Below are 16993 nucleotides of genomic sequence, written 5' to 3'. Positions count from 1 at the left end.
GGGGAGATCTCCTTCCGTCTCTCGCGCTGAGCGGCGCGAGCGGGGTGATGGTGTGGGGCCATTCTCCACCCGGCACCCTGCGGGAGGCAGGACGTCACGGTGCCCATAGCTCGACAGTCAGCTCACGAACCGGATTCCGCCGCGGCATGGTTCGTGAGCTGACTGTCGAGCTGGGCTGAGGCTGGGTCAGCCCTCCCGGCGGCCGAAGCGGGGCGCCGGCAGCGGGGGTGCGACCGCGGCGGGCTTCTGCGCGAGCAGCGCGAGGGCCTCGGTGATCCCACGCGCGAGCTGCGGGTCCTCGCCGCCGACCCAGGCGTTCGGCGGCAGCGGCACCTCGATGTCGGGCTCCACGCCGTAGTTCTCGATCGCCCAGTCCTCGCCCTCGAACCAGCTCGCGTACTTCGGCTGGGTGACGCCGGTGCCGTCGACCAGGTCGAAGCGGCCGTCGATGCCGATCACCCCGCCCCAGGTGCGGGTGCCGATGATCGGGCCGATCTCCAGGGCGCGCGAGACGGCGTTCACGATGTCGCCGTCGGATCCGGCCTCCTGGTTGGTCACCAGCACCACCGCACCGCGCGGTGCGAACGCCGGATAGGTGCCGGGCCGCTGGTGGCGCGGATAGCCCCAGGACAGCACCCGGCGGGCGATCCGGTCGGTGACCAGCTGCGAGGTGTGGCCGCCGCTGTTGTAGCGCACGTCTACCACGAGGCCCTCCTTGGTGGATGCCTCGCGCAGGTCACGGTGCATCTGCGCCCAGCCGGAGGAGACCATGTCGGGGATGTGCAGGTAGCCGAGCCGACCGCCCGAGAGCTCCTCCACCAGTGACCGCCGGGCCGCGACCCAGGCCTGGTAGCGCAGCGCGGAATCGTCGGCCAGCGGCGTGACCGCCACCCGATGCTCGGCGCCGTCACGCAGCAGCACCAGCTCGGTGGGCTTGTGCGCCGCACCGACCAGCGCTGCCTCGACGCCCTCGGAGTACACCGGGCGGCCGTCGACGCGGAGCACCGCATCGCCCACCTCGGCGCCCACCCCGGGGGCCAGCAGCGGAGAGCGGGCATCCGGATCGGAGGAATCGCCCGGCAGGATCCGGGTGATCACCCAGCGCCCGTCCCGGAGCGCGAAGTCAGCTCCCAGGTAGGCGGGGAGCATCGGCGGATCGGCCTGGTAGACCCCGCCCTGCACATAGGCGTGCGAGGTGCCCAGTTCGCCCTGGACCTCCCACATCATGTCCTGGAAGTCGTCCTCGGTGACCAGGCGCTCGATCACCGGGTCGTACCAGGAGGTCATCGCGTGCCAGTCCATGCCGTCCATGTCCGCACGCCAGTACTGCTGGGCCATGATCCGGTAGTTGTCCCAGAGCATGCCGCGACGCTCCTTGACCGGATCCACGTTCAGGCGCATCCGGCCGGTGTCGATGACCACCCGGGCGGGGTCCTCGTCCTCGGCCTTGCGGGTGGCGGGGATCTGCACCCAGCTCTCACCCTGCTTGACGACCAGGGTCTCCCCGTCGCCTGAGGCGGAGAGGTCGGTGACGCCGTCGGCGAGCACGGTGAGCTTGCGGTCGGTGAGGCTCCAGCGCTCGAGCGTCGGCGTCGGCGCATCGCCCTCGACTCCGGCCCGGGTGCTGCCGAGCACCCCCTGCTGGGGATGGCGCAGCCAGACGAAGCCGTCGCTGACCGCGGTCAGGTGCGAGTAGTAGCCGGAGACCACCGAGAACGGGACCAGGCGGGACTCGATGTCGTCGAGCTCGATGCGGGTGCTGGGTGGCCGGCCGGCTGCCTCGGCACCGGCGGCGCTGTGGGAGGTGGCCGGCTGGGTGGAGGCGGCGACTGCAGCCTTCTGGTGGGAGGCCTCGCTGCCGGCGGCCTCGCTCCCGACGCCGTCGGTTCCGGCGCCGTCGGCGCTCGCGGCATCCTTCCCGCCGGGACCGCCGGGGCCGTCCTTGGGGTCCTTGTCGGAACCGGCCGGGCCCCAGCCGTCGGGGTGCGGGCCGAAGGGGTCGGGGGTGGTCCGCTCCAGGGGCAGCAGGAACGGCCGCTCGGCGTTGACGAAGCCGAGGTCGAAGACCATGTCGTCGTACACCGTCTCGAAGGTGCGCAGGCTCAGCAGCGCGAGGTGCTTCCCATCCCGGCTGAAGGCGGGGGAGCCATCCTGGTACTTGCCGGAGGTCAGCGCCCGGCCCGTCGGCTCCTGCTCCTCGGTGTCCGAGAGCATCAGCCGGCTGAGCTCCCAGGAGTTCGGCTCGGCCCATACGAGCCAGCGACCATCCGGTGACCAGGCCAGGTCCTTCACCTCGCCGCCGCCGGATCGGCCGACCTCGCGCACGTGGTCCAGTCGCGGGGTCTCCACCGCCGTCTCGGCGTCCTGCTCCCAGGCGGAGGCCGACGGGTCCTTCGCAGCCTGCGAAGAGGCCTTCGCCGGGTCCTCGATCCCGCGCAGCGTCACCAGGCGCACCACATTGTCGTGGGAGGAGATCGCGACCTTCGAGCCGTCCGGGGAGGGGATCGCGTGCAGGATGCGGCCCACCTCGCCGAGGTCGAGCCGGATCTCCTCGCCGCCGCCGTCCAGCCGCGCGAGAGCCAGCACGTCGGAGCCGACGCCGCCCTCCTCCCGATCTGAGAGCGCCTCCGCATCGGAGACGAACAGGGCGAAGGGGGAGCGGCCCAGCGGGCGGACCTCGCGCAGCCGCAGGCCGCAGGTCCCGGCCAGCAGGCGGGAGGGCCCGCCGCGGTGGGTGAGCGCATGGGCGCTGCCCCGCCACTCGACGACGCTCGCACGCGCATCGTGCAGAGGCCTCATGGCCAGGAGGTTCTCTGTCGCGGAGGCGGGCCGCGGCAGCCGGGAGGCGCCGACGCCGGAGGCCAGGATCTCGATCTCGCGCGGCTCGGCGTCCAGAGACTCCATCGCGAAGAGCCGGCCGCGGGAGCTGAACACGATGGTGGAGCCATCGGTCGCCGGCTCGCGCAGGTAGCCGTCGGCGGAGCTCAGCGAGGTGTGGGCGCGGAGGTCGGAGCCGTCCAGTGCGACCGACCAGAGGTTCGCGGCGGCGCGGTCGGTCAGGGCCGCGCCGGGGCCGGGGGTATCGGAGGCGAACAGCAGCCGGTCGCCGTACCAGGCGATCCGCAGCTTCGAGGCGAGGATCTCGTCCAGCAGCGGCTCCCAGGAGCGACCTGCGTGGGCCTCGGCCGGGGCATCTAGGGGGACGTCCTCGCGGGAGGTCCAGAGCTTCACCGCGGTGCCGCCCTGGTAGTGCTTCCAGGAGGCCTGGTCGCGGCGCCACGGGGTGGCGACCACGGTGGTGCCGGAGGGGTGGATCGCGACCTCGCCGCTGCGTCCCAGGGGAAGCAGCTCGGTCCCGCCCTCGAGATCGATCGCCCACAGCTGCGCGTCGCGCGCGATCGGGGCGCCATAGCTGGTGGTGGCGACGATCCGGCCGTCGGGAAGCCAGCCGACGACCTTGGTGCTGGGCCGTCCCCAATAGGTCAGCCGACGCGGGGCGGTGTCGCCCTCGACGCCGATCACCCACACCTCGGGACCGCCCGAGGTGCGGGAGGTGTACGCGATGTGCTCGCCGCTGGGCGAGAAGCGGGGGTAGCCGACGGGTGCACCCTCGTCGGTCAGCCGCCAGGCGCGACCGCCGGCCAGCGGTGCCAACCACACATCGTTCGCGGCGGTGAAGGTGACGATGTCGCCTCGGACATCGGGGTGGCGGAGATATGCGGCATGGGCAGGCGTCGTCGACATGGGTCAACCCTATGTCCGGTCTCGGACACCGCGCACAGGATTACGGAGCCGGAGCCGGAGCCGAAGCGAGTCGGGGGCGTTCAGCCCAGGGCGCTCGAGATGACGGAGTCCGCTCGATGCAGGGAGACGGCGAGCTCCGCTCGGGTCACGCCTTCCTCACCGGACCAGTCATGGACGGCGAGGGAGTCCGGAGCCATCCCGGCGGCGGCGAGCCAGGCCACGTCCGGCTGCGCGGAGCCGGGATCCTCCGGCAGCGGCAGCGAGACCTCCGCCGAGGCGTCCCAGGTGACCCCCATCCCGGCCAGCGCCGGGCGCATCAGCGCCGCGAGCATCATCGCCGCGCAGTCCCGGGTGGCGGGCCCGTCGGGGTGCACCCGCAGCTGCGCATCGCCCCACAGCGCGCCCCGGCCGTGGAGCCACAGCACCGCGGAGACTCGCGCGGGATCCTCTCCCAGGTCCGTGAAGACGGTGGGGACGGTCCCGAGATCCACTGCGGGAGAGCCGGCGAGGCGATGCAGGGCGACGGCGATGTCTCCGCGCGTGACCTGGGCATCGGGGGCGTATTCGGTCGGGGACAGGCCCGGCTGCACCCCGGTCATGTGCGCCCAGCGGATCGCCTCGGCGCCAGGGGTGCCGGCGGCGACATCCTCGAACAGAGGCCCCTCCTGGACCCCGGCGCCGGGGCCGCTCCGTGCGGCGCCAGCCGACAGCGCCTCCGAGTCCTCACGGCGCAACAGCGTCCCCGCAGTCACCGGCACCACGACAGCCGCCGCCGCGCCGGCCAGCAGCACGGTGCGGCGCCCGGCCCGGCGTCCGGCACGACGGATCGGGCGCGGATCCCCCGCCTCCGGGACGACGGGGAGCGTGGCCGGCGGGGTCTGTGCCGTCGGCGCCGAGACGGGCTGCGTCGGCATCGGCGGCGTGGGTGCCAGCGGCGCCAGCAGCGGCTGCGCCGGCTCGGGCGCGGCTCCCGGACGCCCGGCCTGCAGGCGCGGCGGGGACGGTCGTCTCACAGCCATCTCAGCTCCCGCATCCGCTGGATGATCGCCCAGCTGACAGCGAGGTTCCCCCAGCCGTTGAGATGGAACCCGTCCGGTGCGCACAGGTGCTCGGTCACGATCCGCTGCTCGAGCGCCCCCTGGGTGGAGGCCTGTTCGAGCAGGCGCAGCGGCGCCAGCGGAGGGCAGCTGAGGCCCTCCTCGGAGGTGAGCAGGCGGCCGAGGTCCAGGAAGTGTGCGCCGTAGCGGCGCTGCTGCTCCTCGTTGACCTGGATCACCGCGTCCGCCGTCGCGGAGCCGACCGGGTCGAAGGAGGTCGGCCACTGCCCGAGCACCAGCGTGTCCTGCTCAGGAGTCGCAGCGGCGTCCCACATCCGCTGGGTGTCCTCGAGCACGCCCGCCACGTCGAGGATGTTGTTCTTGCCCATCCACAGCACCTGACGGGAACCCTCCGCGACCCTCGCGAGCGCGGAGCGGAAGACGCCGCTGCCGCTCGTGCCGGGCTGATCGGGCAGGAATTCCCAGCTGCCGCCGGTGCCGTCGAGTACCCCAGGGGCCCCGTCCACATCACCGGGGATCGTGAGCGGTCCGGCCGGGGTCAGTCCGGAGTCGAGCGCGACGGCGACGGCGCCGGTGCCCGCGGCCGGCTCACCGAGCGGGCGCAGCTGGGGAGTGTCCAGGCCGCGCATCAGCAGGGTGTGGGCGGAACGCGTGGCGCCCACCCCGTAGGCGTGCACCACTGCAGGGGCTGCCGCGAGGGCGAGGTGCTCATGGATGCGCACCGCCAGCGGAGTATCTGCGCTGCCGCCCTCCGAGCTCATGGAGGAGGAGCCCCACAGGGTCAGCGGCCGGGCGTCCAGCTCGGGAGCGAGCAGACGGCGTGAGGCCTCCGTGCCGGTGACGGCCGGGGTGGCTTCGGCGGGGACGGGTGCGGCAGGTGCGGCCAGGGCGGCGGCGAACTGCGGCGGGGGCATCGTGGTCCTTCACGGTGGTGCTGAACGAGCGCACCGTCCGGCGCCCACGGCTCCCTACCCTACGGGAACCGGGGCCCGCCGACCAGGGGAATGGGAGGTGATCTGCAGTGATCTGCAGGGTGGTCCCGGATCCCGCCGACGAGGGGTCGACGGGATCCGGCGGCGCGGCTGCTGAAGGGCAGCCGTGCTGGTCAGCGCAGTGGAGCGGGCTCAGGCCTCGTGCAGGCCGGGCTCGCCGGCGGGCACCACGTAGGTGCGATCCACGGACGCCGCGGCATCCGGGGTGCTGACCGCGGAGACGGTCTTGAAGTCGACCCGCAGCTCCTCGGTCGTGTACTCCGAGAGCACATAGCCGCGGCGGCCGCGGATGTACTTGATGTGCGGGTTCTCCGCGAGGACCTCCTCCTCGCCGTTCACCACGTCGCTGCCGTCCCCGCCCGAGGTGATCGAGGTGGACACCAGCTCCACCCCGACGGTCGCAGAGTCCGGCTCCCAGAAGTCCGCCTTGAGCTCATTGGCGAAATGCACGTGGACATCGCCGGTGAGCACCACGGGGTTCGCGATCCCGCGCTCGCTCCAGGCGCCAACCAGGGTGTCGCGGTCCGCCCGGTAGCCGTCCCAGCCGTCCGAGCCGAGCGTGGTGGTGGGCCCTGCGGCGTTGTCGCGCTTGGCGAAGAAGACGCTCTGCGCGAGCAGCTGCCAGGTGGCGGGCGACTCGGTCATCCCCTCGAGCAGCCACTGCTCCTGTTCGTCGCCCAGCAGTGTGCGCGAGGGATCGGCCTGCTCCTCGCAGTCGGTGAACCACCAGGTCTTCCCACCGTCGTGGCAGGCGTGCAGGTCACGATACTGGCGGGTGTCGAGCACATGGAAGCTCGCGAGATCCCCCCAGTGCAGGCGTCGGAACAGCTGCATGGAGGTGCCGGCGGGGGCGCTGGACCGGCGCAGCGGCATGTTCTCGTAGTACGCCTGCTGGGCCGCGATCTTCCGGGCCACCCAGGCATCAGTGGGCACCCCGTTCTTGGGGTAGGCGCCCGCCCAGTTGTCCTGGATCTCGTGATCGTCCCAGGTGACGATCCACGGCGCGGTGGCATGCAGCAGCTGCAGGTCCGGATCGGTCTTGTAGGTCGCATACCGCAGCCGGTAGTCCTCGAGCGTGGTGCACAGCTTGTGCGGATGGGTGCGCAGCTTCCCGGTCCCGGGCCCGCCCTCGTAGATGTAGTCACCGAGCCCGAACACCAGGTCGGGACGATCTTCGGCCGCCCGCCGGTAGGCCGTGAACCAGCCGCCCTCCCAGTGCGAGCAGGACAGGTGCACCATGCGCAGCGCGCGGGTGTCACCGCTCGCGGGAGTGGTCAGGGTGCGGCCGACGGGGGAGACGTAGCGCCCGGTGCGGAAGCGGTAGAAGAACTCGGTGCCGGCAGGGAGGTCCTCCAGCTCGACGTGGAGGCTGTGCGCCTCCTCGGGGCGGGCGGTCTCGGTGCCGCGGCGCACGATCGAGCGGAAGCGCTCATCGGTCGCGAGCTCCCAGCGCACCGGGACCGGGATGCTCGGCATCCCGCCACGGCCGTCCAGCACGTGGGGGTCGATCGCGAGCCGCGTCCACAGCACCACGGAGCTGCTGGTCGGGTCGCCCGAGGCGATGCCGAGGGTGAAGGGGTCCTTGCGGCGCCAGCTGCTGTCGGCGATCGCCGGAGCGGTGCCCAGCACGCCCGCGGAGGCGAGTGTGGTGAGGGTGGCGCCGGTGAAGATGCGCCGGCTCATGCGGCGCTGCCGGGCGAGGTTCGCGCGGCGGTCCGGGGCGATGAAGCGGGTGGGCTCAGGGGCTCCGTGGCGGAGGAGTCCGCCGGAGAGGTCGCTCATGATGGTCCTGTCCTGGAATGGGCGGGATGCTCACCGTGGACGGGGTCGTGGCGGTGCGCCGCGGTGAATGTCGGGCTGGCAGCAGATCGTCGCGGGACCGTCACCAGCGAGGGGCTCGCGGTTCACGTCTTCGTCATGGGCGACCTGGCTCAGTCATTGGCGATCCGGCTCAGTGGTTCGGCAGCGCCCGTCCGGGGAGGGTTCGGCAGCGCCCGCTCGGAGCGGCCCGACCCCGGGCGGGGGACGCCGCGGTCACGGCCAGTCGTAGTCGACGACCACCGGGGAGTGGTCCGAGAGCCGGGTGCCGTGGTGGTCCCGGTCGACCTCGGCGCGGACGGCGCTGCGGGCGAGACGCGGTGTGGCCAGGTGGTAGTCAAGCCGCCACCCTGCGTCGTTGGCGAACGACTGGCCAAGCCATGACCACCAGGAGTAGGGGCCGTCCTCGCCCGGATGCAGGTTCCGCACCACGTCGATGAGCGTGCGCGGGGAGAGCTGCTGCCCGAACCACTCCCGCTCCTCCGGGAGGAAGCCGTCGTTCTGCTGGTTCCTCCGCCACGCGGCGAGGTCCTGCCGGGTGTGTGCGATGTTCAGGTCGCCCATCAGCAGGTACTCGCGGCCGGCCGCCGTGGCCGCGCGTCGGGTGCGCACCAGGTAGCGCGAGAACGCGGCCATGAACCCCATCTTCCGGACGTAGCGGGCACCGCCATCGGGAGCCTCGCGCATCCGCTCGGGCCGCTGCAGATGGGCGGGCAGGCCGCCCTTAGGCAGATAGAGACAGGCGATCGTGAGCGGTGCGTCCGCGAGGTCCACCTCGAGGTAGCGGCCCTCGGCGGCGAAGCGCGACAGGCCGCGAGCCAGGGGGACATGGTCGGGAGCGGGGACGGGGTTGAGGGCGGCGGTGGGCCCTCCCACCAGGGCCGCTCCGCTCCAGGTTCGGATCGCCGCCGGCGGCCGACGGGTGAGCACCGCGACCCCGTTGCGTCCCGGGAGCGTGCCGGTGTCGAGAGCGACGTGATAGTCGCCGAAGGCGCCCGCGGGGATCTTGTCGGCCTGTGCCCGGACCTCCTGCAGCGCGACCGCATCGCATCCCCGCCCGGCGAGCCAGTCATCGAAGCCTCGTCGCTGCGCGGCGCGGATCCCGTTGATGTTGGCGGTGGCGATGCGGAGCATGCGGACGAGACTACGTGCTGGTCAGCCCGGCTCTGCGCCCTGGACCCGGCAGGCTTCCCTGTGGCGGGCGGAGTTCTGAGGCTTCTCACTACAGTGAGCCTCATGCACCAAAGCCTTCGCTCTGTCGTCCTGATCGCCGTGCTCGCGACAGGGCTGTTCTCCTGCGCATCGACAGCAGAGACCGACTGGCAGAGCATGCAGGACGACGCGGACGGGTTCGTCAACGCGGCGACAGCGGAGGACGGCTCGCTCGGCGCGGCAACGCAGCGTCTGACAGCGCAGGACCCGCCGCCGGCGGATGACGGCGGGATCACCCTGAACTTTCCGTCCGAGGTGAGCATCGACGGCGCCGTGGCCACCTGCTTCGGCGACGGCACGGCTCAGCTCGAATACAGCGTCACCTCGGAGGAGGGATCGGTTGTCAGCGGGTCCGTCGACATCCTCTGCGACGGAGGCGAGACGGAGATTCCGTTGGCCGAGCGCGGTGACGCGGTCCGTTTCAGTGCCGTGCTCGTGAGCGGTACGGGGGCCGTCGTCGCGGCGGCTGTCTCCGGCGGCGCCGAGTAGAAGCAGGGTCCCGGAACCGGGATCGCGGAGACGCCTTACACCGCGTCGCCGACGACGGGTCCCTCCGTGTTGGACTTCCAGCCGAGAGCCGGAGCGACATGCGTCGCGAAGCTCTCGAGGATGTGGAGGTTCAGCTCGACCCCGGCCTGCGAGGGGATGGTGAGCAGGAGGGTGTCCGCGGACTGCACCGCCGCGTCCGCCTTCAGCTGCTCGATGAGCTGATCCGGCTCGCCGGTGTAGGAGCGCCCGAAAGTCGAGCGGGTGCCGTCGATGATGCCGATCTGGTCGGAGTTCTCGCCCGGCCGCATGCCGAACAGCTGCCGATCCTGCTCGGTGACGATCGGGAAGACGCTGCGGGAGACGGACACTCGCGGGGTGTGCGCATGCCCGGCCTCCTTGAAAGCCTCCCGGTAGACGTCGATCTGCTCGGCCTGGAGATCGCCGAAGGAGGCGCCCGTGGCCTCGGTGAGGAGGGTCGAGCTCATGAGGTTCAGGCCCTGGGTGCCGGTGCGCTCGGCGGTGCCACGGGATCCCGCACCCCACCAGATGTGCTGGAAGAGGTCCGGGGACTGCGGCTCGATGCGCAACGGGGCATGCGGTGCGGCGTCCGACATATACGGCTGCGCGGCCGCCCGGGTCATCGGATGCCCCTGGATGGCCTGCAGGAAGACGTCGAACTTCGACATCGCGATATCGGCTCCGCGCGGGTCGGTGGAGCCGGTGTAGCCGAAGGACTCCCAGCCGCGGTCCGCCGCCTCGGGGGCGCCGCGGGAGATGCCGAGCGCCACCCGGCCGTCGGCGATCAGATCGAGGGCAGCGGCCTCTTCGGCGAGGTAGAGCGGGTTCTCGTAGCGCATGTCGATCACGCCGGTGCCCACCTCGATCCGCTGGGTCCGCGCGGCGACCGCCGCGAGCAGCGGCATCGGCGCAGCGGACTGCTTGGCGTAATGGTGGACGCGGAAATACGCGCCGTTCACGCCCAGCTCGTCCGCGCCGACGGAGATGTCGATCGCGTCGTGGAGCATCTGACGGGCGGTGAGGCCGCCCTGGGCGGGGCTGCCGCCGTAGTGGCCGAAGCTGAGGAATCCGAAGGCACGCATGACCCCACCGTACTAGATGGTTGAACGTTTGACTAGCGCGAAAGGCTGGAGTGCGGACGCCATGCCAGGGGTACCGGGCGGCCCTGCGCGAGGTGCCTCGGGAGGGCGAAGCGGGGCCCGGATGCACGCCGCGTACGAGATCTGCGCCCCACCTCTCGCCCTCACCGAGGAGTTCGGCGCCCTGGGCGCGTACCGTGAACCGCTCTGCGCGCACGGGTCTCGCACCCTGCCGTCCCCGTTCTCTGCGCCTGCCGGCCCGGGGACAAGGCCATGCCGGCCGTACGCACCTCCGTGGCTCACGCCGCCCCTTCCTCCTCGACGAACGGACCGCGCCATGCCGCTGGACCCCTCTCCCGACCCGCGCCCTCCCCGCGCCTCCGCCCCGTCCGCAGCCCGCCGCGCGCGCCGTGAGCTGGAACGCTTCGACGCCGGGCCGCACCTGCCGGGTCGCCGACTGAACAGCGTCTTCTGGGTGTCGGTGACGCTGATCGTCGTACTCCTCGCGGCGGCCTCCCTCTTTCCTGCGCAGATGAATGCCGCCGCGGGCTCGGCGATGCGCTGGGTGACCGCCACCAGCGGATGGTCCCTGCTGGTGATCCCGCTGGGTCTCATCGGCCTGCTGCTCGTGATCGCCCTGTCCCGCTTCGGGCGCATCCGCCTGGGGCCCGACGACTCCCGGCCCGAGTACCCGACCGTGGCCTGGATCGCGATGCTGCTGGGCGCCGTGATGGGGATCGGGATGATCACCTACGGCGTCGCCGAGCCCGTCTCCCACCTGGTCCAGCCTCCGCACGGCCTCGCCGAGCCCGGTAGCCGGGAGGCGGTCGTGGACGCCATGCGCTTCACCTTCCTGGACTGGGGACTGCAGGCCTGGGCCGTCTTCGCGATCTTCGGACTCGCCATCGGATACTCCACCCACCGGCTCGGCAACAAGGGGATGGTCTCGCCCATCCTGCGCCCGCTGATCGGTCGCCATGCCGACGGAGCGATCGGCAAGGCCGTCGACGTGCTGGTGGTCCTGTCCACGCTGTTCGGCACCACCACCTCCCTCGGCCTCGGTGCGGCGCAGATCAGCCAGGGGCTGAGCCACATCACCGGGGTGGACCTCACCTCCACCGGAGTGCAGATCATCGTGATCGCACTGGTCACCGTGCTGTTCACCGCCTCAGCCATGAGCGGCATCGGTCGCGGGATCCGCTACCTGAGCCAGGCCACGATGGTGATCGCTGCGGCCCTGCTGCTCTTCGTGCTGGTCACCGGCCCCACGAGCTGGCTGATCTCGCTGTTCCTGCGCTCCGCCGGCGGATACGTCGGCGACTTCGTCGAGATCAGCCTGCTACTGCCCCTGGATGGCGCGGACCTCGAGTGGATGCAGGGGTGGACCTTCTTCATGATGGCCTGGTGGATCTCCTGGGGCGCCTTCGTCGGCGTCTTCCTGGCGCGCATCTCCCGGGGCCGCACGATCCGGCAGTTCGTGCTGGTCGTCCTCGGCGTGCCGAGCCTGGTGTTCTCCGTCTGGTTCACGGTGTTCGGCGGCTCGGCGATGTTCATGGACCTCGAGCGCGGCACCGGCATCGGTGCGGCCGCCGCGGAGAACGTCAACACCGCCTTCTTTGGTCTGCTCGAAGAGCTGCCGCTGACCGGGATCACCTCCGTGATCGCCGTGATCCTGGTGGTGCTCTACTTCATCACCGGCGCGGACTCGAACACCTACGTGCTCGGGGTCATCTCCTCGGACGGTCGCATGGATCCGGGCCGCCCCGTGATGCTCATGTGGGGCCTGCTGACCGGCGCGACCGCTGCCGTGCTGCTCTACGCCGGGGGCCTGCAGGCGCTGCAGACCGCCGTGATGCTCTCGGCCGCCCCGTTCATCATCGTCATCCTCGCGCTCGCCGTCTCCCTGGTGATGATGCTGCGGCGCGACCCGCTGCTCACGACAGGAGCGCCCTGAGCAGATCTGCTCAGGGCGCCCCGGGGAGCTCAGGTGCCTGCGCTCAGGCGTCCGTGCTCAGCCGGCGTCGGCCTCGGTGGTCTCCGTGGGGCGGGCGCCCAGCTCGGAATCCAGGCGCAGCAGGCCGGAGCCGTCGTCGCCGATCAGCTTCAGGCGGCCGATGATCTCGGAGACCGTCGCCTCCTCCTCGATCTGCTCATCCACGAACCAGTTCAGCAGCGGGCGGGAGTCGTAGTCGCCCTCCTTGTCCGCGCTGCGGTACAGCTCGCGGATCGACTCGGAGACCTTCTGCTCGTGGGCGAGCGCGGCCCCGAAGATCTCGAGCACGGAGAGGCCGGGCTTCACGCCGGGGGCTTCGATGGTGCCGATCGCAGCGTGGTTGTCGCGGTCCGAGACGTGCTGGATGAACTTGTTCGCATGGACGATCTCCTCGTCCGCCTGGTGGCGCAGCCAGGCGGCGATGCCGGGGAGGTCCTGCTCATCCGCCTCGATGGCGAGCTGGCGGTAGGTGATCGATGCCGCGAACTCGAGGGTGATCTGGTCCTGGAACTTCTTCTCAAGGTCATTGCTCATCTTCATGACACCGACAGTAGTCCTCTCGGACCCTCTTGTCACGCATGGAAAGGCTAGCCTGACCTGCACAGATGAAGTGTGGTGAGAGGTCTGGACGGCGGAGAGGGGCCATGGCGGCGTGATCGTGCAGGGCGCCGAGCCGCTCGGCGACGGTCAGCCGCGCAGGTGCCCGGGAGCCGCCGACAGGGTGCGCCCGGGAACGAAACTCCCGGCCACGACGGCGTGCCGGGGTGAGTGCCGTGTGAGGAGCAGCTGCTCGCCCTCGCCCTCGCCGGCCGCGTCGCGATCACCCGCCCCATGGGGAGCGGGCGGCGGACCCTCCGCATCGTCCTGTGCCCGCACCAGCAGCTCCTCCATCAGAGCGACGGCCTGCCGAGCGAGCTCCTCCACCGGCAGACGCACGGTGGCCAGCCCGAGCAGGTCGAGCCCGTCCCCGAGCCCATCGAACCCCACGGTGCTGATCTCCTCGGGGATCCGCACCCCCCGCGCCGCAGCGGCGCGCAGCAGCTCCAGGGCGACGTAGTCCACGGGGCAGACGATGCAGCTCAGCGCTTCCTCCCGGGCCGCGTCCAGGGCGCGGCCCACTCCCTGCTCCACCGGCAGCAGCTCCACGGGGACGCTGATGATGCCCAGCTCCTCGCAGCGCTGGACCAGGCTGCGCATGCGCAGGTCGAACACCCTCGAATAGAGGAGCGGCGCAGTGAGCACGGCGATCCGGCGATGACCCTGAGCGGCGATCTGCTCCGCCATCAGCCGGCCATGCGCCTCCTCGTCGTAGCTGACCGAGTTGATCTGCGGATGGGTGTTGGGGCGGCCGAGGATCATCATCGGCGTCGCGGTGACGGTCTCGACGAGATCCTCCGCAGCGGTCACGCCAGTGCCGACGAAGACCCCGGCTACGCGCTGACCGATCAGCCGGTTCAGGCCCTCGACCTCCGCCGTGCCGTAGTCGTGCCGGAACGCCGTCACCGAGATCAGGGTGCGGCCGACGGCTTCGACAGCGCGATTCATCTCCGCATGGAGGTGGCCGTAGGCAGGGTTGGTGGCGTCGCGGATGAGCAGCCCGAGCTGCCGGCCGTGACGCATCGCCAGGCCGCTGGCCACCAGATTGTGCACATAGCCCAGCCGTCGGGCTGCCTCGTGCACCTGGATCATCGCATCGGGGGAGACCCGCTCCCCGCCATTCTGGAAGACACGAGAGACCGTGGAGCGGGAGACCCCGGCAGTGCGCGCGACGTCCTCCATCGTGGGTGGTCGAGGCATCTGCGGTGCTCCCTTCCTTGCAGGCTTCTGGTGGCTGGTGGCTGGTGGCTGGTGGCTGGTGGCTGGTGGCTGGTGGCTGGTGGCTGGTGGCTGGTGGCTGACGGCCGGGCGTGCGGGCACCGCGAGCCGGGTCGGCCGGACGATCCCACCGCGCAATCCGGAGGGGCGGCCTGGGCGCACGATAGTCCAGTGGGTGACGCCCGCCAGGTCGCATGGGTGACGGCCGAGTGAAGTCCGAGTTCGCGGGCACCTGGCGAGAACCGGCCGCTGAGGAACACTCGACGACGCCGAGATGAACAGTGGATGGACCCCGCATCACGAATCGCGCCAAGGGGGTCCGGAGGGTGCTCCGAGAGGGGAGTGGGAGCGCTCCCACCTGCGGTGACAGTTTCTGTTCATGCGCGATTCACCTGCACTGATGCCTTCTGGCGAGATCGGTGGAGGGTCCATACGGTGAGTGCTGTCGATGACGCCGGAGCGGCAGCCAGCCGCCCGTCCCGTCCCGTCCTGCCGTCCTCGTTCCCCCTGCGGATGGCGCCCCGGACCACTCGGTCCGACCGTCGGCCGCCCCGCCCCGCGGAGCGTTGCCGAGACCGCCATCCTCACCGCGTCGGCCCCCGGGCCGCCCTTCGATCAGGAAGCTGGGAGCGCTCCCATGACAACCATCGTCCGTTCATCCCGCCCGGGCCAGCAGGTGCCGGCCGGGCAGGAGAAGCAGGGTGAGCCTGTGGGCCCCGCTGCGCCGCCGACCGGCCGCGCGACGCCGACGCGCAGCGAGCAGCGCCGACGCTCACCTCAGCGTCGCCGCCGGGTGCGCCGCGATGCGCTTCTCTTCGGCGCCCTGATCGCCCCGAACCTCATCGCGATCATCGTCTTCTCCTACTACCCGGCGCTCTACAACATCGGGCTGAGCTTCTTCGAGTGGGACTTCGTGGCCCCGACCCCCGAGTGGGTGGGGGTGGAGAACTACACCAACCTGTTCACCGACCCGAGCTTCGGGCAGATCATGAAGAACACGGCGATCTTCACCGGCGTGAGCGTGATCGGCTCGCTCGTGCTGGGCCTGCTGCTGGGCAGCCTGCTGGCCACGAAGCTGCCGCTGACCGGGTTCGCGCAGACTATGGCCTTCGCCCCGCACATGCTGCCCGGCGCGGCGGTGGGCATCCTGTGGCTGTTCATGTTCGATCCGAACTACGGCCTCTCCCGCTGGGCGTTCTCCCTGTTCGGCGCCGACTCCCCGGCCTGGACCACCACCTCGGACTGGTCGCTGTGGGCGATCACGATCGCCTACACCTGGCAGCGGCTCGGCTTCGTCACCGTCATCTGCTACACCGCGATCCTCGACCTGCCCAAGGACCTCTACGAGGCCGCAGCACTCGACGGGGCGCACGGCTGGAAGCTGTTCCGTCACCTCACGCTGCCGCTGCTGAGCCCGATCACGTTCTTCCTCTCGATCACCGGCATCATCTCCGCCGCCCAGGCCTTCGACATCATCTCGATCATGACCAGCGGCGGCCCGGGAACCTCCTCCAGCACCCTGAGCTGGATGGTCTACGAGGAAGCCTTCCAGAAGTTCGACATCGGCAACGCCTCGGCCGCAGCCACCGTGCTGCTGGTGCTGCTGCTGATCATCACGTACGTGCAGGTCCGCTACGGCGACAAGAAGGTGAACTACGACTCATGAGCACTCTGACCGTCGACAAGAACCAGATCGCCGATGCTGCCGGCCCCGCCCCCCGCAACAAGGGGCGGGACCGCGGACCCCGCCGTCCGGCATGGAAGACCGGCCTGCTGTTCGCCGGCGTCCTCGCCACCATCGCCGTCTTCTTCGTCCCGTTGTACTGGCTGTTCTCCTCCGCGATGAAGCCGCACCAGGACATCTACACCTGGCCGCTGACCTGGATCCCGCGTGAGCTGACCTTCTCGAACTTCGCCGAGGCCTGGAACAGCGCCCCCTTCGACCGCTTCTTCCTCAACTCGATCATCACCACCGGGGTGGGCACCTTCCTGGAGATCACGCTTGCGATCCTGTGCGCCTACGCCTTCGTGTTCGTCGACTTCAAGTTCAAGAAGATCGCGTTCGTGCTGATCATCGGCTCGCTGATGCTGCCGGGCCACGTCACCCTGATCGTCAACTACATCACCGTGGCGAACCTGGGCTGGCTGAACACCTACGCCGGCCTGATCCTGCCGGGCATCGCCAGCGCCTTCGCGATGTTCCTGCTGTTCCAGTACATGCGCACCATCGACAAGGACATCCTGCAGGCCGCGGAGATCGACGGCGCGGGGCACCTCCGCCGGATGCTCACGATCGTGGTGCCGCTGTCCACGCCGATGATCCTCACCGCCACGCTGATCGTGATGGTCGGCAAGTGGAACGAGTACGTCTGGCCGCTGATCGTCACCTCCACCGCGGACATGCGCACCCTGCCCATCGGCCTGCTCTTCCTGCGCAGCCAGGAGGGCTACAGCAACTGGGGCGTGATCATGGCCGGCGCCGTGTTCGTCTCCCTCCCGATGCTGATCCTCTTCTTCCTCGCCCAGAAGCGCATCATCGGCGGCCTCGCCGCCGGCGCCATGAAGTGAGTCCGACGGCGCGGGTCAGCCATCACGCAGCCTCGCGCCACCCCCGGCCCGCCCATGCCCCATGGGTCGGACCCCACCAGCTCCGGGCCCCGGCCCGGGCGGGCGCCGGCGTGCGCACTCCGCACGCGGCCCGCACCTCGTCCCGCGGGACGAGCCCCCGCCAGACCCCCTCGCCAGACCCGCCTGACTGACAGACCCACTGACTGT

At 70.8% G+C, this 16993-nt stretch carries 12 protein-coding genes; 4 read left to right on the top strand and 8 right to left on the bottom strand.

Annotated features, from left to right (window positions below):
- Positions 1-186 precede the first annotated feature (186 nt).
- The 5 genes from ACT3T9_RS05940 to ACT3T9_RS05920 form a co-directional block, all read right to left on the bottom strand.
- On the bottom strand, positions 187-3744 hold the full coding sequence (locus ACT3T9_RS05940) for a S41 family peptidase (RefSeq protein ID WP_444606140.1): 3558 nt from the start codon (positions 3742-3744) through the stop codon (positions 187-189).
- Between the two features lie 80 nt (positions 3745-3824).
- On the bottom strand, positions 3825-4763 hold the full coding sequence (locus tag ACT3T9_RS05935; RefSeq protein WP_444606139.1) for an S-layer homology domain-containing protein: 939 nt from the start codon (positions 4761-4763) through the stop codon (positions 3825-3827).
- Positions 4754-5716 (bottom strand): hypothetical protein, encoded by a 963-nt coding sequence (locus ACT3T9_RS05930; protein WP_444502411.1) that lies wholly within the window; start codon positions 5714-5716, stop codon positions 4754-4756. The genes ACT3T9_RS05935 and ACT3T9_RS05930 overlap by 10 nt, the downstream gene beginning before the upstream one ends.
- A 210-nt stretch (positions 5717-5926) precedes the next feature.
- On the bottom strand, positions 5927-7576 hold the full coding sequence (locus ACT3T9_RS05925) for an alkaline phosphatase D family protein (protein WP_444606138.1): 1650 nt from the start codon (positions 7574-7576) through the stop codon (positions 5927-5929).
- Between the two features lie 252 nt (positions 7577-7828).
- Positions 7829-8746, bottom strand: a complete 918-nt coding sequence (locus ACT3T9_RS05920) for an exodeoxyribonuclease III (protein ID WP_444606137.1) — start codon at positions 8744-8746, stop codon at positions 7829-7831.
- Between the two features lie 102 nt (positions 8747-8848).
- Here ACT3T9_RS05920 and ACT3T9_RS05915 point away from each other — a divergent pair, with 102 nt between their 5' ends.
- Positions 8849-9313: a hypothetical protein gene (locus tag ACT3T9_RS05915; RefSeq protein ID WP_441444492.1), complete on the top strand. Its 465-nt coding sequence runs from the start codon at positions 8849-8851 to the stop codon at positions 9311-9313.
- Between the two features lie 35 nt (positions 9314-9348).
- Here ACT3T9_RS05915 and ACT3T9_RS05910 read toward each other — a convergent pair whose 3' ends face one another.
- Positions 9349-10413 (bottom strand): LLM class flavin-dependent oxidoreductase, encoded by a 1065-nt coding sequence (locus ACT3T9_RS05910; RefSeq protein ID WP_345075782.1) that lies wholly within the window; start codon positions 10411-10413, stop codon positions 9349-9351.
- A gap of 334 nt (positions 10414-10747) precedes the next feature.
- Here ACT3T9_RS05910 and ACT3T9_RS05905 point away from each other — a divergent pair, with 334 nt between their 5' ends.
- Positions 10748-12364, top strand: coding sequence for a BCCT family transporter (locus tag ACT3T9_RS05905; protein WP_345075781.1), 1617 nt, complete (start codon positions 10748-10750; stop codon positions 12362-12364).
- Between the two features lie 57 nt (positions 12365-12421).
- Here the strand turns inward: ACT3T9_RS05905 and ACT3T9_RS05900 are convergent, their stop codons facing one another.
- Together ACT3T9_RS05900 and ACT3T9_RS05895 are read right to left on the bottom strand one after the other, a co-directional pair.
- On the bottom strand, positions 12422-12943 hold the full coding sequence (locus tag ACT3T9_RS05900; protein WP_345075780.1) for a ferritin: 522 nt from the start codon (positions 12941-12943) through the stop codon (positions 12422-12424).
- A 147-nt stretch (positions 12944-13090) separates the two neighbouring features.
- Positions 13091-14200, bottom strand: coding sequence for a LacI family DNA-binding transcriptional regulator (locus ACT3T9_RS05895; protein ID WP_444502830.1), 1110 nt, complete (start codon positions 14198-14200; stop codon positions 13091-13093).
- A gap of 655 nt (positions 14201-14855) precedes the next feature.
- Between ACT3T9_RS05895 and ACT3T9_RS05890 the strand changes: the two genes are divergently transcribed.
- Both ACT3T9_RS05890 and ACT3T9_RS05885 read left to right on the top strand, forming a co-directional pair.
- Positions 14856-15884, top strand: a complete 1029-nt coding sequence (locus tag ACT3T9_RS05890) for a carbohydrate ABC transporter permease (protein ID WP_441444496.1) — start codon at positions 14856-14858, stop codon at positions 15882-15884.
- Positions 15881-16786, top strand: a complete 906-nt coding sequence (locus ACT3T9_RS05885) for a carbohydrate ABC transporter permease (protein ID WP_441444497.1) — start codon at positions 15881-15883, stop codon at positions 16784-16786. Before ACT3T9_RS05890 ends, ACT3T9_RS05885 begins: the two co-directional genes overlap by 4 nt.
- Positions 16787-16993: the final 207 nt, after the last annotated feature.

It is taken from the genome of Brachybacterium sp. AOP29-B2-41, assembly GCF_052378395.1.
Taxonomy (GTDB): Bacteria; Actinomycetota; Actinomycetes; order Actinomycetales; family Dermabacteraceae; genus Brachybacterium.
Note: the sequence above shows the minus strand (reverse complement) of the source record. Positions and strands in the feature narration are given on the sequence as shown.